Source organism: Glaciibacter kafniensis, assembly GCF_039538945.1.
GTDB classification, from domain to species: Bacteria; Actinomycetota; Actinomycetes; order Actinomycetales; family Microbacteriaceae; genus Cryobacterium; species Cryobacterium kafniensis.
This window is the reverse complement of sequence record NZ_BAABCN010000002.1, coordinates 823,772-849,873: the sequence shown is the minus strand read 5'-3', so window position 1 is coordinate 849,873 and position 26,102 is coordinate 823,772. Positions and strand designations below refer to the sequence as shown.

At 63.3% G+C, this 26,102-nt stretch carries 28 protein-coding genes; 12 read left to right on the top strand and 16 right to left on the bottom strand.

The window, feature by feature from the left end:
• Window positions 1–50: 50 nt before the first annotated feature.
• Window positions 51–845, top strand: coding sequence for an SGNH/GDSL hydrolase family protein (locus ABD791_RS04440; protein WP_345062653.1), 795 nt, complete (start codon window positions 51–53; stop codon window positions 843–845).
• Here the strand turns inward: ABD791_RS04440 and ABD791_RS04435 are convergent.
• Window positions 842–2,083, bottom strand: coding sequence for a D-alanyl-D-alanine carboxypeptidase family protein (locus ABD791_RS04435; RefSeq protein ID WP_345062651.1), 1,242 nt, complete (start codon window positions 2,081–2,083; stop codon window positions 842–844). The two genes, ABD791_RS04440 and ABD791_RS04435, sit on opposite strands and share 4 nt — an antisense overlap.
• A gap of 27 nt (window positions 2,084–2,110) precedes the next feature.
• Window positions 2,111–2,914, bottom strand: a complete 804-nt coding sequence (locus ABD791_RS04430) for a TrmH family RNA methyltransferase (protein ID WP_345062649.1) — start codon at window positions 2,912–2,914, stop codon at window positions 2,111–2,113.
• A gap of 153 nt (window positions 2,915–3,067) precedes the next feature.
• Here ABD791_RS04430 and ABD791_RS04425 point away from each other — a divergent pair, with 153 nt between their 5' ends.
• The 4 genes from ABD791_RS04425 to ABD791_RS04410 all read left to right on the top strand — a co-directional run bounded on the left by ABD791_RS04425 (window position 3,068) and on the right by ABD791_RS04410 (window position 6,139).
• Window positions 3,068–3,931 carry a Sir2 family NAD-dependent protein deacetylase gene (locus ABD791_RS04425; RefSeq protein WP_345062647.1) on the top strand — a complete coding sequence of 288 codons (864 nt, stop codon included), beginning with the start codon at window positions 3,068–3,070 and terminating at the stop codon, window positions 3,929–3,931.
• Between the two features lie 50 nt (window positions 3,932–3,981).
• Window positions 3,982–4,581 carry a histidine phosphatase family protein gene (locus ABD791_RS04420; RefSeq protein WP_345062645.1) on the top strand — a complete coding sequence of 200 codons (600 nt, stop codon included), beginning with the start codon at window positions 3,982–3,984 and terminating at the stop codon, window positions 4,579–4,581.
• A 104-nt stretch (window positions 4,582–4,685) separates the two neighbouring features.
• Complete coding sequence (locus tag ABD791_RS04415) at window positions 4,686–5,750, top strand: hypothetical protein (protein ID WP_345062643.1); 1,065 nt, start codon at window positions 4,686–4,688, stop codon at window positions 5,748–5,750.
• A gap of 2 nt (window positions 5,751–5,752) precedes the next feature.
• Complete coding sequence (locus ABD791_RS04410; RefSeq protein ID WP_345062641.1) at window positions 5,753–6,139, top strand: GntR family transcriptional regulator; 387 nt, start codon at window positions 5,753–5,755, stop codon at window positions 6,137–6,139.
• Between the two features lie 4 nt (window positions 6,140–6,143).
• On the opposite strand, the gene ABD791_RS04405 is transcribed toward ABD791_RS04410, so the two are convergent.
• Both ABD791_RS04405 and ABD791_RS04400 read right to left on the bottom strand, forming a co-directional pair.
• On the bottom strand, window positions 6,144–7,244 hold the full coding sequence (locus tag ABD791_RS04405) for a glycosyltransferase family 4 protein (RefSeq protein ID WP_345062639.1): 1,101 nt from the start codon (window positions 7,242–7,244) through the stop codon (window positions 6,144–6,146).
• Window positions 7,241–8,140, bottom strand: a complete 900-nt coding sequence (locus tag ABD791_RS04400) for an alpha/beta fold hydrolase (protein ID WP_345062637.1) — start codon at window positions 8,138–8,140, stop codon at window positions 7,241–7,243. Before ABD791_RS04400 ends, ABD791_RS04405 begins: the two co-directional genes overlap by 4 nt.
• A gap of 120 nt (window positions 8,141–8,260) precedes the next feature.
• Between ABD791_RS04400 and treS the strand changes: the two genes are divergently transcribed.
• Window positions 8,261–9,958, top strand: coding sequence for a maltose alpha-D-glucosyltransferase (treS, locus tag ABD791_RS04395; protein ID WP_345062635.1), 1,698 nt, complete (start codon window positions 8,261–8,263; stop codon window positions 9,956–9,958).
• 178 nt (window positions 9,959–10,136) lie between these two features.
• On the top strand, window positions 10,137–10,823 hold the full coding sequence (locus tag ABD791_RS04390; protein WP_345062633.1) for an exonuclease domain-containing protein: 687 nt from the start codon (window positions 10,137–10,139) through the stop codon (window positions 10,821–10,823).
• A 300-nt stretch (window positions 10,824–11,123) separates the two neighbouring features.
• Here ABD791_RS04390 and ABD791_RS04385 read toward each other — a convergent pair whose 3' ends face one another.
• The 4 genes from ABD791_RS04385 to glgA form a co-directional block, all read right to left on the bottom strand.
• Window positions 11,124–11,297, bottom strand: a complete 174-nt coding sequence (locus ABD791_RS04385; RefSeq protein ID WP_345062632.1) for a hypothetical protein — start codon at window positions 11,295–11,297, stop codon at window positions 11,124–11,126.
• Between the two features lie 550 nt (window positions 11,298–11,847).
• Window positions 11,848–12,099, bottom strand: coding sequence for a type B 50S ribosomal protein L31 (locus ABD791_RS04380; RefSeq protein WP_179578121.1), 252 nt, complete (start codon window positions 12,097–12,099; stop codon window positions 11,848–11,850).
• Window positions 12,100–12,309: 210 nt separating this feature from the next.
• Entirely contained in the window at window positions 12,310–13,092 is a 783-nt protein-coding gene (locus ABD791_RS04375) for an ABC transporter ATP-binding protein (RefSeq protein ID WP_345062628.1), read from the bottom strand.
• A 95-nt stretch (window positions 13,093–13,187) separates the two neighbouring features.
• A complete protein-coding gene (gene glgA, locus ABD791_RS04370) occupies window positions 13,188–14,369 on the bottom strand; it encodes a glycogen synthase (RefSeq protein WP_345062626.1) in 1,182 nt (393 codons plus the stop codon).
• A gap of 80 nt (window positions 14,370–14,449) precedes the next feature.
• On the opposite strand from glgA, the gene ABD791_RS04365 reads away from it, so the two are divergent.
• The gene (locus ABD791_RS04365; protein ID WP_345062624.1) at window positions 14,450–15,694 is read left to right on the top strand and encodes a glucose-1-phosphate adenylyltransferase; all 1,245 of its coding nucleotides are present in this window, start codon (window positions 14,450–14,452) and stop codon (window positions 15,692–15,694) included.
• Entirely contained in the window at window positions 15,691–16,338 is a 648-nt protein-coding gene (gene serB / locus ABD791_RS04360) for a phosphoserine phosphatase SerB (RefSeq protein WP_345062622.1), read from the top strand. The genes ABD791_RS04365 and serB overlap by 4 nt, the downstream gene beginning before the upstream one ends.
• 154 nt (window positions 16,339–16,492) lie before the next feature.
• Here serB and fabG read toward each other — a convergent pair whose 3' ends face one another.
• Window positions 16,493–17,203: a 3-oxoacyl-ACP reductase FabG gene (gene fabG, locus ABD791_RS04355; protein WP_345062620.1), complete on the bottom strand. Its 711-nt coding sequence runs from the start codon at window positions 17,201–17,203 to the stop codon at window positions 16,493–16,495.
• A 138-nt stretch (window positions 17,204–17,341) separates the two neighbouring features.
• On the opposite strand from fabG, the gene ABD791_RS04350 reads away from it, so the two are divergent.
• The 3 genes from ABD791_RS04350 to ABD791_RS04340 are packed head-to-tail and all read left to right on the top strand — an operon-like array spanning window position 17,342 to window position 19,076.
• Entirely contained in the window at window positions 17,342–17,725 is a 384-nt protein-coding gene (locus ABD791_RS04350) for a DUF3099 domain-containing protein (protein ID WP_345062618.1), read from the top strand.
• On the top strand, window positions 17,722–18,234 hold the full coding sequence (locus ABD791_RS21235) for a hypothetical protein (protein WP_425562217.1): 513 nt from the start codon (window positions 17,722–17,724) through the stop codon (window positions 18,232–18,234). Before ABD791_RS04350 ends, ABD791_RS21235 begins: the two co-directional genes overlap by 4 nt.
• Entirely contained in the window at window positions 18,231–19,076 is an 846-nt protein-coding gene (locus ABD791_RS04340) for an SURF1 family cytochrome oxidase biogenesis protein (RefSeq protein ID WP_345062616.1), read from the top strand. Before ABD791_RS21235 ends, ABD791_RS04340 begins: the two co-directional genes overlap by 4 nt.
• Before the next feature lie 88 nt (window positions 19,077–19,164).
• On the opposite strand, the gene abc-f is transcribed toward ABD791_RS04340, so the two are convergent.
• From abc-f to sufB, 7 genes are all read right to left on the bottom strand, one after another.
• Window positions 19,165–20,763: a ribosomal protection-like ABC-F family protein gene (gene abc-f, locus ABD791_RS04335; protein ID WP_345062614.1), complete on the bottom strand. Its 1,599-nt coding sequence runs from the start codon at window positions 20,761–20,763 to the stop codon at window positions 19,165–19,167.
• Window positions 20,764–20,869: 106 nt separating this feature from the next.
• Window positions 20,870–21,499 carry a TetR/AcrR family transcriptional regulator gene (locus ABD791_RS04330; protein ID WP_345062612.1) on the bottom strand — a complete coding sequence of 210 codons (630 nt, stop codon included), beginning with the start codon at window positions 21,497–21,499 and terminating at the stop codon, window positions 20,870–20,872.
• A gap of 243 nt (window positions 21,500–21,742) precedes the next feature.
• On the bottom strand, window positions 21,743–22,072 hold the full coding sequence (locus tag ABD791_RS04325; RefSeq protein ID WP_345062610.1) for a metal-sulfur cluster assembly factor: 330 nt from the start codon (window positions 22,070–22,072) through the stop codon (window positions 21,743–21,745).
• A gap of 4 nt (window positions 22,073–22,076) precedes the next feature.
• Complete coding sequence (sufC, locus tag ABD791_RS04320) at window positions 22,077–22,841, bottom strand: Fe-S cluster assembly ATPase SufC (protein WP_345062608.1); 765 nt, start codon at window positions 22,839–22,841, stop codon at window positions 22,077–22,079.
• 84 nt (window positions 22,842–22,925) lie between these two features.
• Entirely contained in the window at window positions 22,926–23,252 is a 327-nt protein-coding gene (locus ABD791_RS04315) for a non-heme iron oxygenase ferredoxin subunit (RefSeq protein WP_345062606.1), read from the bottom strand.
• A 2-nt stretch (window positions 23,253–23,254) separates the two neighbouring features.
• On the bottom strand, window positions 23,255–24,454 hold the full coding sequence (sufD, locus tag ABD791_RS04310; RefSeq protein ID WP_345062604.1) for a Fe-S cluster assembly protein SufD: 1,200 nt from the start codon (window positions 24,452–24,454) through the stop codon (window positions 23,255–23,257).
• 42 nt (window positions 24,455–24,496) lie between these two features.
• Window positions 24,497–25,915 (bottom strand): Fe-S cluster assembly protein SufB, encoded by a 1,419-nt coding sequence (gene sufB / locus ABD791_RS04305; protein WP_345062602.1) that lies wholly within the window; start codon window positions 25,913–25,915, stop codon window positions 24,497–24,499.
• Between the last annotated feature and the right edge of the window lie 187 nt (window positions 25,916–26,102).

Here is a 26,102-nt window from a genome sequence, read left to right as displayed (position 1 = left end):
AGAATCTATCAAGTTGTGTCGGGCTCTGCTGCACCGGGCACAATGTCAGGATGAGTAAGTCAGAGCATCCGTGGAGCAGATACGTCGCGCTCGGCGACTCATTTACCGAGGGAATCGGCGACCCTGAGCCTGCAAGCCCTGGTGGCAACCGGGGGTGGGCCGATCGCGTCGCCGAACAGCTCAGCATCGGCACCGACGATTTCGCCTACGCAAATCTCGCTGTTCGCGGCAAGCTGATTCGGCAGATCGCCGCGGAACAGGTCGAGCCGGCACTGGCATTGCGTCCCGACCTGATCACGATTTCAGCCGGCGGCAACGACGTCATCCGGCCGGGAACCGATCCCGATGAGATCGCTGCCCAGTTTGACGACATGATCACACGACTCGCACGGGACAACGCGACAATCGTGGTCTTCACCGGCACCGATATGGGCTTCTCGCCCGTGTTTCGCTCGCTGCGCGGCAAGATCGCCATCTACAACGAAAACATCAGGGCCGTCGCGGCCCGGCATGACTGCGTCGTCGCCGACCTCTGGGCGCTCACCGAGATTCAAGACCCGCGCATGTGGTCGCCAGACCGGCTGCACCTGAACCCGCTCGGCCATCACACGGTTGCGCGGATGCTTCTGGACACGCTCAACGTGAAGAATTCTCTCAAGCCGCTTGTTCCGGCGCCCATGCCGGGCACAACGTGGCGTCAGGCGCGCACCGAGGACCTGGCGTGGGCGCGTGAGTACCTGATGCCGTGGGTGCTGCGACGCATCCGTCACCAGTCTTCAGGAGACCTCGTGCAGCCCAAGCGTCCCGATGCCGGTCCCTACGACGCTGAGCACCGGCCGGTTTAGAAGAGTTCGCCCGGATGGGAGAGACGCCACCCCAGGCCGGGGTCGCTGACAGTGCCGTCGAGAATGAGCGGAACGCTGATCGTGCGTGAGCCCACCTGAAAGTCGACGCTACCGATGCTGTCACCTGACCGCGCGGTGCCGACCGGTTTGGCCGTGGCCGTACCGGTGATAGGAGTGTCAGACCAGACGAGTACCGACCTGTCTTCAGCGGCCACGGCATGGCTGGTCTGGCCCCAGGCTGAGGTGTACGAGGCGAACGGTGCGCCAGCTTCGGTCAGTGTCAGCTGCTGAAAACCGGGCTTCACGCTCTGAATGAGAGCCGCAATCGCTTCGTTGAGCTCTGAGTGCGTGTCTCCGCCCAGCATGACGCCGACGAGAGTCACCGTCTCGGTGCCGACCGTGAAATCGGCGGAGAAGAGCAGGCAGGCGCCAGCCTCGTCTGTTGTGCCGGTCTTGATTCCATCGACGCCGAAATCGCCGAGAAGCTTGTTCGTGTTGGTGACAACGCCGATGGTCGGCAGGTCGGCCTTCGTCATGGCCACGATTTCGGCGAGCACGGGGTTGGCCGCCACCATCTTGCCGATCTCGACCAGATCAGCCGGGCTGCTCATGCTGCCCGCCGACAAACCACTCGTATCGACAACCGTCGTGGCAGTGAGCTTGTGCTCGCTGATCCACGCGGAGGCCGCCGCCAGGTAGGCGTCCTCCGAGCCAAACGCCCAGTTCGCCAGCGACACCGCATAGTTGTTCGCGGAAGGAAGCAACATGGCCTCGAGCGCCTCGCGCTCGCTCAGCACCATTCCGGCGACGACCGGAGCAGACGAACCATCCTCGGCGATCGTGTCGTAGTAAATGTCGACATCGGCATCGGTGAAGGTGATGTTCGGACCCTGCTCGCCGACGGTGAGTGGCTTGGCTTCGAGAATGACCAGCGACGTCACCATTTTGGTGATGCTCGCAATCGGAACCGCAGCTTGATCGCCGCTGGAAGCGAGAACACCGTCAAACCCGACTGCGCCGATCGCCGTCTCACCAAAGCCCGGCCACGCAGGCTGGGCAGCGGCAGCAGTCAACGGCTCCGGCTGGCTCAGCGCGGCTGCGGCGGCCGGAAGCGGGGCGGCTCCGGCGCTGACCACGAAGACAAGTCCGGCCAGCACAACGGCCAGCCCTCCGAAAAGTGCGATCCGGCGGCGGCGATAGATCTGGCGTCGCGTCAGCTGTTGTCGGGGCGAAGGCATTCGTCAATCCTAACCAAGCTGCGCTGACTAGACGCGGAGAACGTAGAGGGCCAGGGCGCTAGCGGATGCGACGTTGAGCGAGTCGACGCCGTGCTTCATCGGGATCGTCACAACGGTGTCGGCAGCGGCAAGGGCCTGGCTGCTGAGGCCATCGCCCTCCGTGCCAAGAATGAGCGCGAGTCGCTCGGGGGCATCGGAGGCGAAGTCGTCGAGGGTGACCGCGTCGTCGGAGAGCGCGAGCGCGGCGAGGTGGAATCCAGCGTCGTGCAGCAGCGGGCGGGCCTCTGCCCATTCGGGCAACCGGGTCCACGGCACCTGCAGAACCGTGCCCATGCTCACGCGCACGCTGCGGCGGTAGAGCGGGTCGGCACAGCGGGGCGTGATCAGCACGGCATCGGCGCCGAGTCCGGCCACACTTCTGAAGATGGCTCCGACATTGGTGTGGTCAACGATGTCTTCGAGGATGACGATGCGGCGCGCATCGGCGATGAGGTCGGCGACCGGGGCCAGCGGGGGCCGGTGCATGGCGGCCAGGGCGCCGCGGTGCAGGTTGTAGCCGGTGAGTTTCTCCAGCAGACGAGCCTCGCCGACATAAATCGGAACGTCGGGCCAGTCCGCAAGCAACGGTTCGACGTCGGCCAGCCACTGCTCCTGCAGCAGCACCGACCGCGGGCGGTGCCCGGCGTTCAGCGCCCGGGTGATGACCTTGGCCGACTCGGCGATGTACAGGCCGCCTGCGGGCTCCGAGACCCGTCGGAGGGCGACATCCGTCAGTCGCGAGTAGTCGGAGAGACCGGGAAGGTCGAGGTCTTCGATGTGAACAATCGGCACGGAGTGAGGCCTCTTTCAAGTTATCGGAAGTCCCAGCCTGACAGGTGAGGAAACAAACTGCGAAACCCTGGTGTTTAGACTCAGGAGAACACGAGTGAACGCCGAACGGCCGCCACTCGACAGAAGGGACGACGGATGACCGTGGAGAGTGGCATGAAGGTCAGAACCGACGTTGACGATGCGGTGCGCCAGGTGGTCGAGTTGCTGCGCGGGCGACAGGCGGCCGTGCTGACCGGCGCCGGGCTGAGCACCGATTCGGGCATCCCCGATTACCGTGGCGAGGGATCAGAGCCCCGCACGCCGATGACGTTCCAGATGTTCCTCGGCGACGAACGCGCCCGCAAACGCTATTGGGCAGGCAGTCACCTCGGGTGGAAGCGGTTCAACTCGGTGGTGCCCAATGCGGGTCACCGGGCGTTGGTCGCCCTGGAAGAGACCGGGCATATCAACGGGGTGATCACTCAGAACGTCGACGGCCTGCACACCGAGGCAGGGTCGCGGCGGGTCGTTGAACTGCATGGGGCAATGGACACCGTGATCTGCCTCGCCTGTGGGCAGGCGTTCGGGCGTGAGAGCGTGGCCGAACGACTCGAAGCGGCAAATCCGATCTTGACCACGCCGGAGTCGGTCCGACTCGCACCAGACGGCGATGCGGATGTCGGAGAAATCGACGACTTCGTCATTCCCGATTGCACGGTCTGCGGCGGGATGCTGAAACCCAATGTGGTCTTCTTCGGAGAATTCGTTCCCACCGAAACGTTTGCCGAAGCATCAGCGCTCGTTGGTGCTGCCGACGCCCTTATCGTCGCCGGATCCTCTCTCACGGTGAATTCGGGCATCCGACTGGTTGAACAGGCACGGCGAGCGGGCAAACCGATCGTCGTCATCAACCGCGGCGCCACAAAGGGTGACGGACGGGCGGTTGTTAAGATTGATTCCGGCACCTCCGAAGTGCTCGCCGAGCTGGCTGAGCGACTCGCGGGTCACCTCGATCCCGACCTGGATCGTCGCTCATGACAGCCGCACACGCCGCCTCTGAAAAGACTGACGCAGGGAAGAAGAACTCGATGACACGAATCTCGATAGTGCGCCACGGTCAAACCGATTGGAACCTGCACAAGCGCATTCAGGGCAGCACCGATATTCCGCTCAACCGCACGGGGCGCGCGGAAGCAGCCGAAGCCGGGGTTCGACTGCGCGAGCGCGACTGGGATGCCATCGTTGCCAGCCCACTCGCCAGGGCCGAAGAGACGGCACGCATTATCGCGGGAGAACTCGGACTCTCTGCACCGGTGACGATCCCTGACATTACCGAGCGGCATCACGGTGAAATTGAGGGCCTGACCTTCAACGAGCGTCAGGCCCAATTTCCCGACGGCGTCGCTGTGCCGGGTCTGGAGAGTCGACAAGACGTGCTCGATCGGGTGCTGCCCGCGCTCGGCCGCATCGCCGAGCAGCACCAGGGCAAATCAGTGCTCGTGATCAGCCACGGCGGGGTGATCGGAACGCTCCTGCGACACGCGACCGATGGCGAACGACCGCGCCACGACGAACTGATCGCCAACGGCTCAGTTCATGACTTCGTCTGGCAAGGCGGCGACCTCGTCTTGACCCACTTTGATGCGACGGTGCGTCATGTCGACGACGTGTTCAAACCGATCGCCTGATCAGCACAAACTCTCGACATAGAAGCCGCGCAACTGTATCGTTCGTTTGATACAAGTTGTGCAGGCGGCGTTGCCTGCCCAGCTCGACGGCGGGGGCGGTAACTGTGCTCGGATTCTGGTACAACTACATCGGCTACATCAACTTGGCGACGACCATCCTCGTTCCGCTCGGGGTGCTGCTTCATTACGCTCGAGCCGCTGATCGGCATCCACCCGTCGCACGTGGACTCACGCCGGATGCTGCAGCGTTCTGGCAACGCAGCGCTAGCCGGGTGGTCGGGCGGGGCCGGTGGGCCACCGGATGCGCACTCGCTCTTGCAGTGCCGTTCATCTACATGCAGAACGCGATATACGTGGCCGAATCCAAGTGGGTCACCTACTTGGGGCCGCTCGTCGCCGTAACCGTGCTCATCGTGGTGTTCCTGTGGAGACCGGTGCCTCGCAGGCCGATGGGTACCACGACGGATCAGCACGATCACGGTCAACAAATCGACCTCAATCAGCGCACAGTGTGGACGTTTGGCCGTCGTTGGTGGTTCGTCTGCACGATTTCTGCCCTGACGATCCTGGTACTTAGCGTGATTGCAGCCGGACTTGCGTCAAGCCCCGACGCGAACGGTGACTTTACCCAGCTGACCTTCGCGTTCGGTGCGGGACAAGCATTCACTGATTTTCTGGGGTGGTACTACGGCATTCCAATCATTGCCGCAGCGACCACGCTGGCGCTGGCGACTTTGATCGCGTTATGGCTGATCGCCCGGCCCCCACTCGCAACAACGGCCGGAGAACGAGCGCTCGATGTCTGGCTGCGCAACCGCGGTACGCGCGTCGTGCTGTCTCTGAGCTGCGGTGCGCTGATTCTGACTCTGGCCTATGTCTGTTCCGATATCGGCAATTCGGCCCAACTCGCCATTCAAGACGGACCGACCGGAATCAAAGTCGGCACCTCAATTGCGGCGCTCTCCGTTCCATTGAGTGTCGCCGGCCACCTGTTGAAGGGACTCGCCTACGCACTTATCCTGCTTCCCCTGCTGTCGAAGACCCCGCGCTTGACCTGTGCGGCGCCGGTTGAGACCGTCCCTGCCGGCAATCGCACCCCGAATGCCGCACTCCCCGAGACAGCCGGGCCGACGGCGGACATGGACCTGACCGCGTCTGAGCGCCACTGACCATGCCCGTCATCTCCCTGTCGGGTCACGGCCTGCCCGCCGACCAGATTCATCGCCAGCTCGGGAGCGTGATCGCTGCGGGCCAGCTGGCTGCCGGCGAAAAACTGCCGTCGGTTCGGCAACTTGCGCGCGACTTGAATGTGGCGGCCGGCACCGTCGCCAAGGCGTACAAGCTCCTGGAGCAGGACGGCCTCGTCACGTCGCAGGCAGGCGGCGGCACCCGCGTCAGCGCACGGGTCACCACGACCCCCACTGAGGTCTTGCGTGCGGCCCGGGCGCTTGCTGACGTCGCGCAGCGTTATGGCCTCAGCCACGATGAGGCGGTCGGTGCGCTGCAGGCATCCTGGCCCAGGGACGATCAGGACGCGCCCGCGAGTCCCGGGATCTGACCAGCTACCGGGTCGCCTCGGCCTGCACTGTCGGAGACGTCGAGGCGCCGACCGACGTCAGCAGCTTGAGGAGCCGCTCCGCCGAGGCTTTCCAGGTGAACGAACTCGCCCGCACGATTGAGCGCTGGGAGCGTTCATTCCACTCCCCCGGCTTTTCGAGCATGAGCACGGCAGCGGCCAGAGCCTGCGGGTCTTCGGCGGGGAAAAACAACGCGGCATCGCCGCCGATTTCACGAAAGATCGGGATGTCACTGACGACGACCGGAATTCCGAGGCCCATCGCTTCGACCAGCGGGATGCCGAACCCTTCGTCGAGTGAGGCCGTCACGAGGGCCGTCGCCGAACGCAGCACCTCGACGTACTCCTCATCGGACACCCCATTGTGGAAGACGAGACTCGCCTGCGGCGCGAGCAGCGTGAGTCGCTCGCGCTCGGAGTCGCTCACCCGACTCATCAGGTGCAACTCGTAGCCGGGCAACGCCGCGACGGCGCGCACCAGGGTGTCAACGTTCTTGTACGGCATATAGGAGCCCATGTAGACCAGCCGCGTCGACTCTGGCATTGTCCGCTGCACAGGGCCGGACGCGACGGCATCCGCCGCGTTGTAGATCACGGTGACCGGGCGATCGGTGAGACGGTGCTCGGCAATGAGTTGTTTCGTCGTCTCTGACACGGAAACCACTGCGTCTGACCGATTGAGCAACATCCGCTGCGGCCACCAGGACAGGTGGTACAGCCGCCAGAGCGCCCGGATCGGTGCGGGAAGATCGCGCGGGGGTGTGCGATTGCGGTAGTAGATCAGGTCATGCACGGTGAGAATGAGACGGTATTTACGCCCCCAGGACCCCATGGTCTGCATGGGGCTGTACACAACATCGGGGCGCAGCCGGTTGACGGTCAGGGCGAGAAACGGTTCACGGATGCTGGTGGGCGCGCTCACGATCTGCCACGGCACTGCCGGCAGCAGCGCAAGCTGGCGGTGGTCGCTGATCAACATCGTCACGGCATGCAGCTTCGCCAGCTCAGTGATCAGACCGGCGGTGTAGCGGCTGATGCCGTCGTGTTGATCGAAACGCGTGTACCGGCAGTCGAAAACAATTCTCACGCTGACTTCTCCTCGTCAAGAAAACTCTGCAGATGGGCTGCCGCGGTGGCGGGCATTTCGTAGTGAATGAGGTGCCCGACGTCCGGGATGACCTGCAACTCGGCGTCAGGAAACAGCTTCTGCAGCCGGCGTTGGGCGGCAACTGTGGTGATGTCGTCTTTCTCGGCGGCGATCAGAAGCGTGCGCTCGGGGATTGCCGCCGCGAACTCGCTCACATCATTGCCGACCGAGGCCTGAAATGCCTCCAAGACGACGCGGCGATCAGAGAACGCCGAGAAATAGCGGTCGTGCTGATTGTGAATCCAGCGACGCAGCTCCGGGTCTTTCGTCTTGACCATGGTCAGACTCATCACGCGCACGATCACACGGCTGCGGAGCAACGCGAAGCCAAGTCGTTCGGGAAGCTTCGCCCCTGCCCAGTAATAGAACACGGCGAGCCGGGTCAGGATGCCGCGGGGGCCGGACAAGGCGGGAGCCGCGATCGGGTTCACCAATACGACGTCGTCGGCGCGCAGTCCACCGGCCATGGCGGCCGACACGACAATCGAACCGAACGAGTGACCGAGAATCACGAAACGGCCGGTCGGCGCGATGGCCGTCACGAACTCAGTGAGCCAGCGGCGGTAGCCGCTGATGTCGTGGATGGCACCGATCAGCGATTCCGACTCGCCGAAACCCGGGAGATCGGGAGAGATGATTCGAAAGCCCGACAATTGGGCGACCACGGGCTCCAGACCGTGGTGGTCGCCACGAAAGCCATGCACCGCCACGATGGTCGTCGGGGACTGAGGGTCGCCGTACTCCCAGTAGCGGGTGGCGCTGCCGAGCACCGAAACCGTGTGCTTCTGCACGGGAATGGGAGCGAGCAGGTCGTCGTAAGGCGAGGGAACGATCATCGAACCAAGTTTAGGCCGCAGGAGTCGGTGAATTCGCCCTGATTGTGTGAACAGAAATCACACTCGTGAATCTAGACTGCTGTGACCTGCCCTGCGTGTTCCGGGGCCGAAAGGAGAACGGTGAGCTTCACCGCACCCATCCAGTTGCCCGGCTTGACACTCGACCCGCAGTGGTATCGCCGTTCCGTCTTCTATGAAGTGATGGTGCGGTCTTTCGTCGATAGCAATGCCGACGGCTCGGGCGACCTGGCAGGGCTGGTGTCAAAACTCGACTACTTGCAGTGGCTCGGCGTCGATGCGTTGTGGATTCCGCCGTTCTTCAAATCTCCGTTGCAAGACGGCGGCTACGACGTGGCCGACTACCGGTCGGTTCTGCCCGAGTTCGGCACGCTCGATGAGTTCAAAGATCTGGTGACGAAGGCGCACGAACGCAATATGCGCATCGTGATCGACCTGCCCTTGAACCACACCTCCGATCAGCACGAGTGGTTTCAGCGTTCGCGCGAAGACCCCACCGGGCCCTACGGAGATTTCTACGTCTGGAACGACACCGACGACAAGTATCCGAACATTCGGATCATCTTCACTGATACCGAGGACTCGAACTGGGCGTTCGATCCGGTTCGGCGACAATTCTTCTTTCACCGTTTCTTCTCGCACCAGCCCGACCTGAACTTTGAGAACCCGGCCGTGCACGACGCGATGTTTGAGATCGTGCGATTCTGGCTCGATCTGGGAGTCGACGGGTTTCGTCTCGACGCGATTCCCTACCTCTTCGAATCCGAGGAAGGTAACGGCGAAGGCGAACCGCCGACCCACGAGTTCTTGCGCAGGCTCCGCGCCATGGTCGATAAGGACTACCCGGGTCGTGTCATGATCGCCGAGGCGAACCAGTGGCCGCGCGAGGTTGCGGCGTTCTTCGGAACCGAAGAGGAGCCAGAGTGCCACATGGCGTTCGACTTTCCGGTCATGCCGCGCATCTTCTACTCGCTGCGTTCCCAGCAAGCCGACGAACTCGTGCGGGTGCTCTCCGAGACCACGGACATCCCCGAAGGCGCCGGCTGGGGCGTCTTTCTGCGCAACCATGATGAACTCACCCTTGAGATGGTCAGCGAGGAGTATCGGCAAGCCATGTATGGCTGGTACGCCTATGATCCGCGGATGCGCGCGAACATCGGCATCCGTCGTCGGCTGGCCCCGCTTCTCGATAATTCGCGGGCCGAGTTGGAGTTGGCGCATGCGCTGCTCTTCGCCCTGCCCGGAAGCCCGTTTCTCTACTACGGCGACGAGATCGGCATGGGCGACAACATCTGGTTGCCCGACCGCGACAGTTCACGAACGCCGATGCAGTGGACCCCGGATCGCAACGCGGGATTCTCGAATGCCGACCCGGGCAAGCTGTATCTGCCGGTCGTGCAGTCGCTCGTCTACCACTACACGCAAACCAACGTCGAAGCGCATCTCGCCCAATCGGGATCGCTGCTGCACTGGGTGCGCAATGTCATCCATGTGCGCAAAGCACACCCGGTCTTCGGGCTCGGCACAATTCGGGTGCTCCAGACCAACCACGAGTCGGTGCTGGCCTTCATCCGCGAGTATCCAGGGTCTGGCACGCAGCACGGCGATCAGCCCGAAACGATGCTCTGCGTGTTCAGCTTCGCCCACAACCCTGTGGCCTTTCGAATCGAAGACGCCGAGATGGCCGGCGTGCGCCTGTACGACATCTTTGGCGGTGCCGTCTTTCCACAGTTCGATGAGGAAGGCGCGCTCACCCTCACCCTCGGCGCGCAGAGCTTCTACTGGCTGCACTGCGGTTGAAACAACGGTTGGCTGAACCGACGACTGGCTAGATCGACGACTGATCGATCGACGACTGGCTGGATCGACGACTGATCGATCGACGACGAGCCGCTAATTCACCGAGAGACCACGGGTGAATTGGCGGCGCCGCCCTGTCCTCACCGGTTTCGTCGGTGGTCGCCCGTAGGCTGCTTGCATGAGCAATTGGAGCGATACCCTCGCCGTCTTCGACCTAGAAACCACCGGTATTGACGTGGAGACCAGCCGCATCGTCTCGGCGACCGTCGCCGTCATGGATGCGATGGGTCACGTCACCGAACGCACCGACTGGCTGGTGAACCCGGGCGTCGACATTCCAGAGCAGGCCACAGCCGTGCACAAGATCACCACCCAGCACGCCGTCGACAACGGTCGGAACGCCGCTGAGGCCGTCGCTGAGATCGTTGCCGCGCTCCGGGTGCCGCTGGAGCTGGGCATCCCTCTCGTGGCGTACAACGCCCCCTACGACCTGACGCTGCTCAACCGTGAGGCGCTTCGCTACGGCATCGCACCGCTGGTCTCCCCCACGCCGGTGATTGACCCCCTCGTTATCGACAAGGCGGTCGACCGCTATCGCAAGGGCAAGCGCACCCTCGAAGCCGCCAGCGCGTTCTACAACGTCGTGCTTGACGGGGCCCACGACTCGGGCGCCGATGCGATTGCAGCCGGACATGTGGCTCAGGCGATCGCACGGGTGCACGCTGCAACGCTGCCGCCGACTGCCGCGGAGCTTCACGACCTGCAGGTCACCTGGAGCCAGGAACAGGCGGACAGCTTTCAGTCCTACATGCGCAGGGAGCGTGACCCGCAGTTCGTGGCGAACGGCAGCTGGCCCGAGCGCTAACCTCGCCGGGCCGCGACCAGCTGTTCTGTTTCGACCGGGTGTCCTGTTTCGACCTGTTCTCCTGTCTCGACCGGGAGTGCTGTCTCGACCGGGTGTCCTGTTTCGACCGGGAGTGCTGTCTCGATCGGGTGTCCTGTTTCGACCGGGTGCCCTGTCTCGACCGGCTCGACGGGCTGTCGACACACGAAAACCGGGTGCGGACATCCCGTTCGATGACGCGCTAGTCGGGTGCCGCTGCGCGCGTTGGGGCCGGCTAGCGCCGCGGCACCCGACCAGCGCAGCTCAGAAATAGACGGATTCCTACGTCGCATCGCCGGTCGGATGCCGCTGCGCGGGTTGGATACCGCGACATCGGTCGGATGCCGAGACATCGGTCGGATGCCGCGACATCGGTTGGATGCCGAGACGAGCCTTCGACGCCGAATAGCAGGTGTGCTCGACCGAGCCGCGGACATCCGCTCCGCCCGTGCGCACGCTGATACCAAGTCAACTCGTCTCAACCATTCGACGGAGATTTTCTTGATTTCGGCTCTTCTGCGCCGAAAACCTCACCTACTTGGGCGAATCTCCGTCGAATGAGATGAAAGAGAGTCTCTCGGGCGTTGGGCCACTGCGCGATACGGCGTTGAACGAAGCGATCCCCCGAAAAGCGTGCGGCGCTGGTCGGGCGCCGCTGCGCGCGTTGGGGCCGGCTAGCGTAGCGGCACCCGACCCGCGCCGCTCGGAAATAGACGGATTCCCGCGGCGTCACGCGGATTGGATGCCGTGGCGCGGGTTCGAGTGGGCCATCGGAGGTCTCAGAGACCGCCTCGACAACCGGTCGAGATCAGTGACCTGGTCTCCTCAGGATGTGCAGATCGCCCTTCAGCCGTAAATAGCTCTGATCTGCATATCCGTATTCCACCCGGGCGCGAAGCGCGCCCTACAGCTCGACACGCTCGACCACGAACGAAACAGAAAGGGCGACCGGCAGAAGCCGGTCGCCCTTTCTGGGTGCCACCTGAGGTGGCGAAAACGTCGGTGACTACGCGCCGAAGCCCTTGTAGCGCGTGTTGAACTTCTCAACGCGGCCCGCGGAGTCCATGATGCGCTGCTTGCCGGTGTAGAACGGGTGCGACTCCGAGGAGATTTCAACGTCGATCACCGGGTAGGTGGTGCCGTCTTCCCACTCGATCGTCTTCGAGCTGGAGACCGTCGAACGGGTCAGGAACGTCGCGCCAGACGCCAGGTCGCGGAAAACCACGGGAGCGTACGTGGGGTGAATGTCAGACTTCATGAAGACTTCCTTGTTGCTATTCGATAGGTGGAGCGCGATAAAACGATGCAGTACTGCGCAATGAACGAGTGATGCGAAGCCGAATACGGCATAAAACTGGTTGACCTGAGGGCCAGCTATAAAGTTTAGCAGAAACCAACGCATTCCAGTGCCAAGGCAAACGGGGCAGCGCAGTGAGCTTCGACCAAATCAGTTTTCGTCTAGATCAGACTAGACGGCGCGAGCGGTAAAGCGGCCGTCTGTTTCGGTGAGTTCGATCTGCAGGCCAAAAGTCTCGGTCAACGATTCGGCGGTGAGGGCCTCGGCGAGGGGGCCGGCCTTGACGATCTTGCCGTCGGCCAGCAGCAGAACGTGGGTGAATCCACGGGGAATCTCTTCCACGTGGTGGGTGACCATGATGATTGCCGGAGAGCTGGCCTCGCTCGCGTAGCCACCCAGCAGCTGGAGCAATTCTTCACGGGCCCCGAGGTCGAGGCTGGCGGCCGGCTCGTCGAGAAGCAGGATCTCGGGATCGGTGAAGACTGCCCTTGCAATCTGAACCCGCTTCTGTTCGCCGTCGCTCAGGGTTCCGAACTTGCGGTCGGCCAGGTGCTCGAGACGCCATTCGCTGAGTACGCGCTGGGCGCGACGCTCATCGATCTCTTCGTACTCTTCGTTCCAGCGACCCGTCACCGAGTAAGCGGCGGTCATGACGACGTCGATCACTTTCTCTGCGCCGGGGATCTTGCGAGCCATTGCCGTCGACGCGAAGCCGATGCGCGGGCGCAGCTCGAAGACGTCTGTCGAGCCGAGGGGCTCCTCGAGTACCTCAGCATGGCCCTTCGTCGGGTGGGCGATGGCCGCGGCGATCTGCAGCGTCGTGGTCTTGCCTGCACCGTTTGGCCCCAGGATGACCCAGCGCTGGTCGTCGTCGACACTCCAGTTCACAGAGTCGAGAATGGTGTTGCCACCCCGAACGACGGATACGTCGGTGAATTGAAGAACGTTGACCATGTAGCCATGTTATCTGGCGTGCGGATGCTCGGGGCACGCATCCGTTCGACCACCGACGGCGGCAACCACACAGCGGCGACCACTCACGGGAGCACTCAGAGCAGGGTTGCGTAGATCTCCCGGGTGCGCGCGGCGATGTGATGCCAGCTGAACTCCTGCTCGGCCCGCACGCGGCCGGCCCGCCCCATCTCGGCAGCGCGGGCCGGATCGGCGAGAACTTCAGCCATCACGCGCGCGAGATCCGCCACGAAACGTTGCGGATCGGTGGGGGTGCCCGTTCCGTCGTCCACCTGCTCGATCGGAACGAGGCGTCCGGTCACACCGTCTGCGACGACCTCCGGAATGCCGCCCGTTGCGGTGCCGACCACGGGAAGCCCGCACGCCATCGCCTCGAGGTTGACGATACCGAGGGGTTCATAGATCGACGGGCAGACGAACAAGGTGCCGGCGGTGAGCACGGCCGAGAGCTCGTGTTGCGGCAGAAGTCGGTCGATCCAGATCACGCCATCGCGTTCGCGTTGAAGCGCCTCAACACCCGCCGTGACCTCTGCCATGATGCCGGGGGTGTCGGGAGCGCCGGCGCACAGCACGATCTGAACGTCTTCGGGCAGGAGCGCCACCGCGCGCAGCAAATAGGGCAGGCCCTTCTGCCGGGTGATTCGACCGACGAAGACCACTGACGGGCGGTCTGGGTCGATGCCGAGACGGCGAACCAGCTCGGGGTCGGGATTCGGCTTCCACCGGTCAACATCGATGCCGTTGTAGACCACGTGTACTTTGCTCGAATCGAGCGCCGGGTAGCTGCGCAGGATGTCGCGGCGCATGCCCCCGCTGACGGCGATGACCGCGTCGGCGGCCTCGAAGGCCGTCTTCTCAATCCAGCTCGACACGCGGTAGCCGCCGCCGAGTTGCTCCGCTTTCCATGGTCGGAGGGGCTCCAGGCTGTGCGCGGTGACGACGTGGGGAATCCCGTGCAGGAGCTTGGCGAGATGGCCGGCACCGTTCGCATACCAGGTGTGCGAGTGCACGAGATCGGCGTCGTGTGCGTCGTTGGCCATCTGCAGGTCGACGCCGAGCGTCGCCAGCGAGGCGTTCGCATCCGTCAGCTCGGCGGGCACCGGGTAGGCCACGGTCTGCGTCGCCTCCCGCGTTTCACCGAAACACCGCACCGTGACATCGATGTCGGTGCGCAGAGCCCTAACGAGCTCTGCGACGTGCACTCCGGCGCCGCCGTAGACCTCCGGCGGGTATTCCTTGGTCATCAGATCCACTCGCATGCAGCAAAGCTAGCGCAGCAACGGCGGTAACACGCGCTCACAGTCTGGTTGGCTTACCGGAATGGCCCTACTGTGAAGACATGAAGGCCACGAAGATCTTTGGAATCGTTCTCGCTGGTGGAGAAGGCAAGCGGTTGATGCCTTTGACTGAAGACCGGGCCAAGCCCGCCGTGCCCTTTGGTGGGCACTATCGGCTGATCGACTTTGCTCTGTCGAATCTGATCAATTCAGGTGTCACGCAGGTCGTCGTTCTGACCCAGTACAAATCGCACAGCCTCGACCGCCACGTCTCGCAGACGTGGCATGTCTCCGGAGGTCTTTTCAACTCCTACATCGCGTCGGTGCCGGCCCAGCAGCGTCTGGGCAAGCGCTGGTTCAGCGGTTCTGCCGATGCGATTCTGCAGAGCCTCAACCTGATCCATGACGAGAAGCCAGACGTCGTCGTCGTGGTCGGCGCCGATCACGTGTATCGGATGGACTTCAGTCAGATGATCGACGCTCACCTCGCATCCGGTGCGGAGGCGACAGTTGCCGCGATCCGGCAGCCGATCGGCCTGGCCGACCAGTTCGGAGTGATCGGTGTTTCGGCCGATGCTCCCGACCGGATCACGACGTTCACTGAGAAGCCCAAGGACGCCGTTGGCCTGACTGACGCTCCGCACGAGGTGTTTGCCTCGATGGGAAACTACGTCTTCAACACCGACGCACTCATCGATGCCGTGCTGCGCGACGGCGACCGTCCCGACTCCAGCCACGACATGGGCGGCGACATCATTCCCGATTTCGTCTCTCGGGGAACCGCGGGAGTCTACGACCTCAAAAACAACGACGTTCCCGGGTCGACCGACCGCGATCGCTACTACTGGCGCGACGTCGGAACCATCGAGTCGTTCTTCGAGGCCCACCAGGATTTGATTTCCACTCTGCCGATCTTCAACCTCTACAACCGCGACTGGCCGATCTTCAGCCAACAGCTGAACTCTCCTCCGGCGAAGTTCGTTCGGGATGCCGCGGGGGCGATCGGCACGACTATCGACTCGATCGTCTCGCTGGGCAGCGTCATTTCGGGCGCTCACCTGGAGCGCAGCGTGCTCGGCCCGTGGGCCACCGTCGAGTCCGGAGCCGAGGTCGTCGACTCGATCCTCTTCGAACGGGTGCACGTGCAGCCGGGCGCGGTCGTTCGCCGAGCGATCCTCGACAAGGACGTTGTCGTCGCGGCGGGGGCAAGCGTCGGGGTGAGCCGTGATCGAGACCTCGCTCGAGGATTTAGTGTGACTGATACAGGTATTACCGTCGTTGGCAAGGGAGTGCACGTTCAACCGTGACCGTTTCACATCGTTTTTTGATTGTTCTAGACGCAGATTCCACCTTGATCGAAGACGAGGTTATTGAACTGTTGGCGGATGCCGCAGGGTCGCGGGAGTTGGTTGCTGACGTGACCGAGCGCGCCATGCGCGGCGAGATCGACTTCGCCGACAGCCTCCGCGAGCGGGTGAAGACCTTGGCCGGCCTGCCAACCAGCGTCTTCGCCGAAGTCGGGCGACTCATCAGGCCGACTCCGGGTGTGCACGAGCTGATTGCCGGAATCCACGCGCACGGCAGCAGGGTCGGTGTCGTCTCCGGCGGATTCCATGAGCTGCTCGATCCCCTGGCGGACACGCTCGGACTCGACCACTGGCGCGCCAATCGGCTCGAGGTCGTCGACGGCCGTCTCACCGGTGAGCTCGTCGGTCCGATTATCGACGCTACGGCGAAGGCCGACGCGCTGCGTGAGTGGGCCGAGGCCGACCAGGTCGACATCCGTCAAACCGTCGCCGTCGGCGATGGTGCCAACGACCTGGAGATGATGGCAGTGGCCGGTCTCTCGGTGGCGTTCAACGCCAAGCCGCGTGTGAAGGAAGATGCTGACGTCGTTATCGACGTCTGCGATCTCAGTCAGGTGCTGCCGCTGCTGGGCTTCCGCGGCTGACTCCTTACCGTCGCGCGGGTTGGGCGCCGCTGCGCCAGTTGGCGCCAACGCGCGCGGCGGCGCCCAACCCGCGCATCGGGTTTTCGGAGTGAGACGCTCGGTCTCGACAGACTCGACCACCGAGACGGCGCATACTCGCGAATGGGACGCGAAGTTAGTGCCCCATCCCCAAACCGCCATCGACGGGGATGACCGCACCGGAGATGTAGCCGGCGTCATCGCCAGCGAGCCAGGTGACGACGCGCGCGACCTCAAGGGGGCTCGCGAAGCGTCCGGCCGGGATGTTGCGCTTGTACTCGGCCTGCTGCGCTTCGGGAAGCTCAGCGGTCATATCGGTTTCGATGAATCCGGGGGCGACGACGTTCGCGGTGATTCCACGGGAGCCGAGTTCACGGGTGACGGAGCGGGCGAGCCCGACCAGTCCGCTCTTCGACGCCGAGTAGTTGACCTGCCCGGCCGAGCCGTAGAGACCGACGACGCTTGAGATCAGCACGATGCGACCGAAGCGAGCCTTCAGCATCCCCTTCGACGCACGCTTGACGACCCGGAAAGCTCCACTGAGGTTGGTGTCGATGACCGAGGTGAAGTCATCCTCAGACATGCGCATCAAGAGCATGTCGCGGGTGATTCCCGCGTTGGCGACGACGACCTCGACCGGGCCGTAGGCAGCCTCAATCTCGGTGAATGCGGCATCGATGGATGCGACATCCGTCACGTCGGCACGCACGGTGAGGCTTCCTTCTGGGCCGGCCCCACTGCGCGCGGTCACAGCGACACGGTGGCCCTGCGCCAGAAACTCTTCGGCAATGGCGAATCCGATGCCACGGTTGCCACCGGTAACAAGCACTGTACGAGCCGTCGTCATTCACTGATCCAATCTCTCGCCCGGCAGAGAACAGCCGCGCATACGTGAAATCCAGCTTAGAGCGTCGTTCACGGCGCCCCACGAGACGTAGGCTTGACTCAGTAAGACTCTCACCGGCTCACCGAAGCGACAGCCACCATGAAACAGCAAGCGATCACCTCACTTCCGCTCTCCCCCGAGGCGGAACGACGCAATCGAATGATCAAGTATTCGATCACGATGGGCATCCGTGTGGTCTGCATCATCCTCATGCTGTTCGTGCAGGGTTGGTGGCTCGTGGTCTGCGCGGTCGGCGCCATCGTTTTGCCCTACTTCGCCGTTGTCATTGCGAACGTGCACGCTGACCCCCGCGGCTCTCAGGTGGTTCGTCCCGGCGGTGTTCAGGTGTACCGTCCCGAGCCGTTCTCTTCAGGTGATTTCTCGGGCAGCACTCCGGCGGAGCCGAGCAGCACGTCGAACCCTGACTCCCCCGGAAGCACCTCTGACCCTGACCAGCCCGACGAGCAGAAAGAAGCCCGATGATCGGGCTCAGCACCCCGCTCGCCTCACCGACCTGCTCACGGGCGGGCTGCCGCGAGTCTGCACTCTGGCGGTTGGATTGGCGCAACCCGCGCATCCATGCCGCAGATCGCACCAAGACCTGGCTCGCCTGTGCCGAGCACGTCGACTACCTGCGCGAGTTTCTCGCCACCCGCGACTTTCCCCTCACCGTTTCCCTTCTCGTCGACGAATCGTCGGACGAGTCACACTCCGAGCAGACAGCTGATTCAGTGACCTCTCCCGTTTCTCTTCCTGCGACATACTTCGCTGGTTCGATCATTCCGGCGGCGGATGCCCTCCGACATGACACGGCGGCTGGCTCGTCGGCGGATGCTCCGACGGTCTCCGCGGCGGATGCCCTCCGACATGACACGGCGGCTGGCTCGTCGACGGATGCTCCGACGGTCTCCGCGGCGGATGCCCCCCGACATGACACGGCGGCTGGCTCGTCGACGGATGCTCCGACCACCACAGCGGCGGATGTCCGATGACCGGCTGGAAATTCGCGTTCAGCCGCCGCTGGGCCGGCTACCTCGCCATTGCGATTCTCTTCGCGGCGGCCTGCGCCGGCCTCGGCATGTGGCAAGTTGCCCGACGCGATGAGGCCCTGGCCGAGATCGCGAAGGTCACTGCGAATTGGGACTCTGCGCCCATCCCCGTCACCGAGGCGCTCCCCGCGCTCGACGCGTTCACGGCCTCGCAGAAATGGCTCCCCGTCACCCTCACCGGCACCTATCTGGCCGACGAGCAGATGCTCGCTCGTAACCGGCCGCTGAACGGAATGCCCGGGTTCGAAGTGCTCACTCCCCTGCAGCTCGCCGATGGCACCGTGTTCATCGTGGACCGCGGCTGGGTGTCGCCTGGTTCGAAACAGGATGCCCCCGACTTCGTGCCCGATGCTCCTTCGGGTCAAGTGACCGTCGTCGCCCGCTTGAAAGCGGGCGAGCCCAACTTGGTGGGTCGCTCTGCGAGCGGCAATCAGGTAGCCACCATCAACCTCAACGACATCGCAAAGCGCCTCGGCACCCCCACCTACACCGGAGCGTACGGCCTGATGGCCTCAGAGAACCCTGCTCCGGACACGCGCCCTACTGCGGTGGTTCGGCCGCCGGCCGACGAAGGTCCGCACCTCTCGTATGCCTTTCAGTGGTTCGTCTTCGGGGTGCTTGCCTTTCTCGGGCTCGCCTGGGCGGTGCGCGAGGAGTACCGCAATGTGAATTCCGAAGACCCTGAAGAGCAGAAGCGCGCCGAAGAACGGGAGCGACGCCGCGCCGCGAAACCGCGCAGCGACGCCGAGATCGAAGACGAGCTGCTCAACAGCTCACGCTCCTGAACTGATCCGAGCCCAGAGCGGAGACGAACGAAAGCGGCGGACCTGAAATCTCAGGTCCGCCGCTTTCGTTGATCCGTCGTTCGCGTGGCTAAGCCAGCGTGATCAGGTCCAGGTAGTCCTTGTTCCAGTGGTCCTCGACGCCGTCGGGCAGAATCAGCACCCGCTCGGGGTTCAGAGCCTCAACGGCACCCTCATCGTGGCTGACCAGCACGACGGCACCGGCGTAGTTCGCCAGGGCGTCGAGGATCTCTTCGCGGCTGGCCGGGTCGAGGTTGTTCGTCGGTTCGTCGAGCAGCAGCACGTTGGCGCCGGAAACAACGATCATCGCCAGAGCGAGTCGAGTCTTCTCACCGCCGGAGAGCACGCCGGCCAACTTGGTGGAGTCGTCACCCGTGAACAGGAACGATCCCAGCACGCGTCTGGCTTCCATCTCGGTGATGTTAGGCGAGGAGGACACCATGTTCTCGAGCACCGAACGCTTCACGTCGATGGTCTCGTGCTCCTGGGCGTAGTACCCGATGCGTAGTCCGTGGCCGGGGATGATCTCACCGGTGTCCGACTTATCGACGCCGGCGAGCATCCGCAGCAGTGTCGTCTTTCCGGCACCGTTGAGGCCCAGGATGACGACCTTGGAGCCGCGGTCGATCGCCAGGTCGACGGCGGTGAAGATCTCAAGCGAACCGTAGCTCTTCGACAGGTTGGTTGCCATGATCGGCGTACGGCCGCAGGGTGCGGGTTCGGGGAACCGCAGCTTGGCCACGCGGTCGACAGCGCGCACGTCATCGAGACCGGCCAGCAGCTTCTCGGCGCGGGCGACCATCTGGTGGGCCGCAGCGGCCTTGCTGGCCTTTGCGCCAAACTTGGCGGCCTGCAGCTGAAGCGTGGATGCCTTCTTCTCCGCGTTGGAGCGTTCCTTGCGGCGACGTTCCTCGTCGGAGGCACGCTGGCGCAGGTAGTTCTTCCAATTCATGTTGTAGACGTCGATGATGGTGCGGTTCGCGTCGAGGTAGAACACCCGGTTGACCGACTCGCCGACGAGTTCGATGTCGTGGCTGATGATGATGCATCCGCCGCGGTAGCTCTTGATGTGCTCGCGCAACCAGACGACCGAGTCGGCGTCGAGGTGGTTCGTGGGCTCATCGAGAATCATCGTCTCGGCGGCAGAGAACAAGATGCGCGCGAGCTCGATCCGACGACGCTGACCACCGGAGAGAGTCTTCAGCTGCTGGTCGAGAATGTGGTCGGGAAGGCTCAGGTTGCTGGCGATCGACGCGGCTTCCGCTTCGGCGGCATAGCCACCGAGTGCGTTGAACTGGTCGGTGAGCGTGGAGTACTTGCGCATCGCAGCCGAGCTGATCGCGGCATCCGAATCGCCCATCAGCAGGCTGGAGTCGTGCATGCCCAGAGCGATGGTGCCGAGTCCACGAGCATCGAGGATGCGGGTGCGAGCGAGCATCTCCGGATCACCGGAGCGGGGGTCCTGGGGCAGGTAGCCGATCTCCCCGATGCGTTCGATCGTGCCCTTGGTCGGCAGCGTCTCGCCGGCCAGGGTCTTGGTCAGCGTGGTCTTGCCGGCACCGTTTCGGCCGACGAGGCCGATCTTGTCGCCATTGGAGACGCGGAAGTTCACGCCCTCCATGAGCACGCGTGCCCCCACTCGGATTTCGAGATCTTGCACACTGAGCACAGCAATAGTCCGTTCAAAAAGGAGTGGAGAGAGACGGCCCGACCGGGCCAACTCTCTAGTATATTTGCCCGCGCGCACTCTCGGGTGCGCTTCGAGCCTGACAGGCCTACGACAGAGCTCCGCGTAGCGCCTTTTCGAGCCAGTCGCGGTAGGCCTCGCTCGACCAGCCGAGCTCGCTGACGAGCATTCGATAGACCTGCGGATGCCCGACGGCCCAGATGGCCGCAGCGGCTTCCGGATCGCTCATCCCCCCACGCAGGCCGCGCACAGCGCGCAGTGATGTCGCGACTTCGCCACAGGTGTGCAAACGCGACGCTGTGCTCCGGCGTTCAACGGCGGCCACGTCACCGTCGACGGCGGCAGCCTGGCTGATCATCAGAACAACGTTCACTGTGCGTTCGTTGACAGCGAGAAACCAGTCGGCCACGACCCGCAGAATCTCGACAGCCGAGGATGCCGCCAGTACGCGCTTTCGCAGTGCCGCAGGAACAAGTTCTTGAGTGCCGGGTCCTTCCGCTGCCAACTCGAGCACCGCCGAGAGTAGTTCGGCCTTGCTCCCCACCGAGTTGTAAATCGTCTGCACTGCAACGCCTGCTTCTGTGGCGATGGAGTTGATCGACGTGGCGACATACCCCCGGTGCAGCATCAGGCGACCGGCGGCTCGCACGATATCGCTCCGGGTCTCACCGGCACGCTCGCTTCGCCGCCGTTCCGCAGGAGTCTCTGTTTTCGGCACCCAATTAGAATAGCATTCCAGCCACTAGAACGTAGTTCTATTGCCTTGGGCCAGCCCCCATTCGACGGAGATTTCCCTCGTGTCGGCTGCACATGTCAATGGATGAGTGACGGCCGGTAGTTCCCCGCGAAGAATCTCCGTCGAATGGGAGGGAAACCCCACGTGAGGTTCCGCGACTCCCAGGTGGTTGATCGAAAAACGCCCGGCCCCTCGTCAGAGGGGCCGGGCGTCAGAACTGCAGGACTAGATCGAGAAGCCGAGTGCGCGCATCATGTCGCGACCGTCATCGGTGATCTTGTCGGGACCCCACGGCGGCATCCAGACCCAGTTGATGCGGAACTGGTCGACGACGCCATCCAGCGCCTCCGCAGTCTGCTCTTCCAAGACGTCTGTCAGCGGGCAGCCGGCAGAGGTGAGGGTCATGTGGATGATGAGAGCGTCGTTCTCGTCATCCCAGCCGAGGTCATAGATGAGTCCGAGGTCGACGACATTGATGCCGAGCTCGGGATCCATCACGTCTTTCAGTGCTTCTTCGATCTCATCGAAGCGCGCCGGACTCAGTGTTGAAACCATGGCCCTAGCCTACGTTCGGCAGTGCCAGAAAGCGATCGTAACCTTCGTCTTCGAGGCGGTCGGCCAGTTCGGGCCCACCCTGCTCTGCAATGCGTCCGTTGACGAACACGTGCACGAAGTCGGGCTCGATGTAGCGCAGAATGCGCGTGTAGTGCGTGATCAACAGCAGTCCGAGGCCAGTGTTGGCCTTGGCGCGGTTGACGCCCTCAGAGACGATCTTCAGCGCGTCGACGTCGAGACCGGAGTCGGTCTCGTCGAGCACGGCGAACTTCGGCTTGAGCAGCTCGAGCTGCAGAATCTCGTTGCGCTTCTTCTCGCCACCGGAGAAGCCCTCGTTGACGTTGCGCTCAGCGAAGCTCTTGTCCATGCGCAGGTTCGCCATGGACTCGCGCACTTCCTTGATCCAGCCACGGATGGGCGGGGCTTCGCCCTCGATCGCGGTCTTCGCGGTGCGCAGGAAGTTCGTGACCGAGACGCCGGGAATCTCAACGGGGTACTGCATGGCGAGGAACAGACCGGCGCGGGCGCGCTCGTCGACGCTCATGGTGAGCACCTCGGCACCGTCGAGCAGAATGGAGCCGCTCTCGACGTGGTACTTCGGGTGTCCGGCGATCGTGTAGGCCAGCGTTGACTTGCCCGAACCGTTCGGACCCATGACGGCGTGAATCTCGCCTTCCTGGATGCTCAGGTCGACACCGCGCAGGATCTGCTTGGTGCCCTGGTCGGTCTCGACGCTGACGTGCAGGTCTTTGATCTCAAGAACAGACATGAATTTCGTTATCTCTTTCGTAAATTTTCGCAGCGCCGGGCGTCGGTCACGCAGGTGGGCCCGGTGTCGGCCAGTGTCGGTCGGTCAGACAGCCAAGACGACGGCGGTGTCGATGTACACGTCGCCGTCGATCAGCTCGACCTTGTAAGCGGGCACCGGCTCGTAGGCCGGGAGGGTGAGAGGCTTGCCGGTGCGCAGCGAGAACTTCGAGCCGTGAGCCCAGCATTCGAGCGTGTCGTCTTCAACGAAGCCTTCAGACAGCGAGATGTCGCCGTGCGTGCAGGTGTCGCCGATGGCGAAAACTTCGCCGGCCGAGTCACGCACGACGGCGATCGGAACGCCGTCGATGTCGACCTTGATGGCCTGGTTGGCTTCGAGCTCGTCGAAACCACAGATCTTGACTGACGCCATGGTTACTCGCCTTCCGTTGCGGTGAGCTCTGCCTCGATGGTGATCTGCAGGCGTTCTTCTAGCTGCGGAGAGCCGATCTGCTGCACGATCTCGGTCAGGAAGCCGCGCACGACCAGGCGACGCGCCTCGTCTTCACTGATTCCACGTGACTGCAGGTAGAACAGCTGCTCGTCGTCGAAACGACCGGTGGCACTGGCGTGACCGGCACCCAGGATGTCTCCGGTCTCGATCTCGAGGTTCGGCACCGAGTCGGCGCGCGTGCCCTCGGTCAGCACCAGGTTGCGGTTCTGCTCGTAGCTGTCGGTACCGGTTGCCTTGTTGCCGATCAGCACATCGCCGATCCAAACTGTGCGCGCGCCCTGGCCCTGCAGCGCACCCTTGTAGGTGACACGGCTGCGGCTGTGCGGTGCGTCGTGGTTGACGTAGACCTGCTGCTCGAGGTGCTGGCCGGCATCCGCGAAGTAGAGGCCGAGCGCTTCGATGTCCGAGCCGGAACCGACCAGGTGCACCGACGGGTTGACCCGCACGATACTTCCACCGAGCGAGACGACGACGTGCTTGAGGCGCGCGTCACGGCCGACCGAGGCGAAGTGGTTGGACAGGTGCACGGCACCGTCGTTCCACTCCTGCAGCGTGACAACCGTGAGGTTGGCCGATTCGCCGAGGATGATCTCGACGTTCTCACTCAGGCGGGCGTCTCCGTTGTTCTGCAAGATGACGACGGCGCGGCTGAACGGCTTGGCCTCGATGATGGTGTGGGCGGCACGCGGAGCCGAACCGAGGGTGGCACGGGTGACCGTGATCTCCTTGGCGTCTTCACCGCTGACCGTGATGGCCAGAGCCTGCTCGAACGAGGTCCACGCGTTGGCGGAGGCGCGTTCTTCCGGCAGTCCGGCAACGCCGATGCGGGCATCGTCGCGGCCGACCCAGCCGACAGTGATGTCAGATGAATCGACGTCAGCGGTGTCGGTCGAGCTGATCTCGGCCGTGCTGATTTCATATGGCGAACCGTCGAGTTCACCGGCGGTGAGGTCGGTGAACTTGGCGACCGGCGAAAGCTTCCAGACGGCTTCGCGTCCGGTGACGGCGTCGAAGTCGGAGACATCGGCGCTCTTGAACCGGGCAGAGCGGGTCTGAACCGGAACAAAACCGAAGCGACCGTCTGAGTGCTCTTTGATTCCGTGCTGTTCGGCTGTGGGCATTGCTTCTGAAGCAGTGTTCGTAGATGCAGAGGCGACGGACATTTAACCGACGGATCCTTCCATGCCCATTTCGATGAGCTTGTTGAGTTCGAGGGCGTACTCCATGGGGAGCTCCCGTGCGATGGGTTCGATGAAGCCGCGCACGATCATGGCCATGGCTTCGTCTTCCGGCATGCCGCGGCTCATCAGGTAGAAGAGCTGCTCTTCGCTCACGCGCGACACTGTCGCTTCGTGGCCAAGCTGCACATCGTCGACACGGATGTCGATGGCCGGGTAAGTATCGGAGCGAGACTTCGTGTCGACCAGCAGCGCGTCACAACGCACGGTGTTGGCCGAGTGGTGGGCCGCGGCATCCATGCGCACCTCGCCGCGGTAGCCGGCACGACCGCCGCCACGGGCGATCGACTTCGACACGATCGAGGACTGCGTGTATGGAGCCATGTGGATCATCTTGGCGCCGGCGTCCTGGTGCTGGCCGGGGCCGGCGAACGCGACGGACAGGGTCTCACCCTTGGCGTGCTCACCCATCAGGTAGATCGACGGGTACTTCATGGTCACCTTGGAACCGATGTTGCCGTCGATCCACTCCATGGTGGCGCCTTCGGCAGCCGTCGCACGCTTGGTGACCAGGTTGTAGACGTTGTTCGACCAGTTCTGGATCGTCGTGTAGCGAACGCGGGCGTTCTTCTTCACGATGATCTCGACCACGGCGGAGTGCAGAGAGTCAGACTTGTAGATCGGAGCGGTACAGCCCTCGATGTAGTGAACGTAGCTTCCCTCATCGGCGATGATCAGGGTGCGCTCGAACTGACCCATGTTCTCGGTGTTGATGCGGAAGTAGGCCTGCAGCGGAATCTCGACGTGCACGCCGGGCGGCACGTAGACGAACGATCCACCCGACCAGACGGCAGTGTTGAGCGCAGCGAACTTGTTGTCGCCCGAGGGGATGACGGTGCCGAAGTACTCGGTGAAGAACTCCGGGTGCTCCTTGAGCGCGGTGTCGGTGTCCATGAAGATGACGCCCTGGGCCGCGAGGTCTTCGTTGATCTGGTGGTAGACGACTTCTGACTCGTACTGGGCAGCGACACCCGAGACGAGGCGCGAACGCTCAGCTTCGGGGATGCCGAGCTTCTCGTAGGTGTTCTTGATGTCGTCCGGCAGGTCTTCCCAGGTCTGAGCCTGGCGTTCGGTCGACCGAACGAAGTACTTGATGTTGTCGAAGTCGATCTCCGACAGGTCAGCTCCCCAGGTGGGCATCGGCTTGCGCTCGAACAGTTCGAGAGCCTTCAGGCGACGCTTGAGCATCCACTCTGGTTCGCTCTTCAGATTCGAGATGTCGGTGACGACCTCGGGTGAGATGCCTCTGCGAGCGGATGCTCCGGCGGCGTCGGAGTCGGACCAGCCGAACTCGTACACCCCCAGGCTCTCGAGCTCGGGGCGGTCAAGCAGAACGTCCGACATACTTACCTCTTCTCCTATCCAACACAACCCGGATATCAGTCCGGTCATTCCCAGACACGCCTCTTTGACGGAGACCCTGCCAGAGAACGGGTTGCGTGGACGGCTACGTTGCGTACCTACGATTGTTCAGGATCACTCGTTGCTGCGTACCATTGGATGTGGCCAGCGCGCGAAGAATCCACGAAAC

Excerpts from the sequence above, each read along its gene's own strand:
- ABD791_RS04440 (WP_345062653.1), top strand. The coding sequence starts at position 51 with ATGAGTAAGTCAGAGCATCCGTGGAGCAGATACGTCGCGCTCGGCGAC.
- ABD791_RS04435 (WP_345062651.1), bottom strand. The coding sequence starts at position 2,083 with ATGCCTTCGCCCCGACAACAGCTGACGCGACGCCAGATCTATCGCCGC.
- ABD791_RS04425 (WP_345062647.1), top strand. The coding sequence starts at position 3,068 with ATGAAGGTCAGAACCGACGTTGACGATGCGGTGCGCCAGGTGGTCGAG.
- ABD791_RS04420 (WP_345062645.1), top strand. The coding sequence starts at position 3,982 with ATGACACGAATCTCGATAGTGCGCCACGGTCAAACCGATTGGAACCTG.
- ABD791_RS04410 (WP_345062641.1), top strand. The coding sequence starts at position 5,753 with ATGCCCGTCATCTCCCTGTCGGGTCACGGCCTGCCCGCCGACCAGATT.
- ABD791_RS04400 (WP_345062637.1), bottom strand. The coding sequence starts at position 8,140 with ATGATCGTTCCCTCGCCTTACGACGACCTGCTCGCTCCCATTCCCGTG.
- ABD791_RS04390 (WP_345062633.1), top strand. The coding sequence starts at position 10,137 with ATGAGCAATTGGAGCGATACCCTCGCCGTCTTCGACCTAGAAACCACC.
- ABD791_RS04380 (WP_179578121.1), bottom strand. The coding sequence starts at position 12,099 with ATGAAGTCTGACATTCACCCCACGTACGCTCCCGTGGTTTTCCGCGAC.
- ABD791_RS04375 (WP_345062628.1), bottom strand. The coding sequence starts at position 13,092 with ATGGTCAACGTTCTTCAATTCACCGACGTATCCGTCGTTCGGGGTGGC.
- glgA (WP_345062626.1), bottom strand. The coding sequence starts at position 14,369 with ATGCGAGTGGATCTGATGACCAAGGAATACCCGCCGGAGGTCTACGGC.
- ABD791_RS04365 (WP_345062624.1), top strand. The coding sequence starts at position 14,450 with ATGAAGGCCACGAAGATCTTTGGAATCGTTCTCGCTGGTGGAGAAGGC.
- fabG (WP_345062620.1), bottom strand. The coding sequence starts at position 17,203 with ATGACGACGGCTCGTACAGTGCTTGTTACCGGTGGCAACCGTGGCATC.
- ABD791_RS04350 (WP_345062618.1), top strand. The coding sequence starts at position 17,342 with ATGAAACAGCAAGCGATCACCTCACTTCCGCTCTCCCCCGAGGCGGAA.
- ABD791_RS21235 (WP_425562217.1), top strand. The coding sequence starts at position 17,722 with ATGATCGGGCTCAGCACCCCGCTCGCCTCACCGACCTGCTCACGGGCG.
- ABD791_RS04340 (WP_345062616.1), top strand. The coding sequence starts at position 18,231 with ATGACCGGCTGGAAATTCGCGTTCAGCCGCCGCTGGGCCGGCTACCTC.
- ABD791_RS04325 (WP_345062610.1), bottom strand. The coding sequence starts at position 22,072 with ATGGTTTCAACACTGAGTCCGGCGCGCTTCGATGAGATCGAAGAAGCA.
- sufC (WP_345062608.1), bottom strand. The coding sequence starts at position 22,841 with ATGTCTGTTCTTGAGATCAAAGACCTGCACGTCAGCGTCGAGACCGAC.
- ABD791_RS04315 (WP_345062606.1), bottom strand. The coding sequence starts at position 23,252 with ATGGCGTCAGTCAAGATCTGTGGTTTCGACGAGCTCGAAGCCAACCAG.
- sufD (WP_345062604.1), bottom strand. The coding sequence starts at position 24,454 with ATGCCCACAGCCGAACAGCACGGAATCAAAGAGCACTCAGACGGTCGC.
- sufB (WP_345062602.1), bottom strand. The coding sequence starts at position 25,915 with ATGTCGGACGTTCTGCTTGACCGCCCCGAGCTCGAGAGCCTGGGGGTG.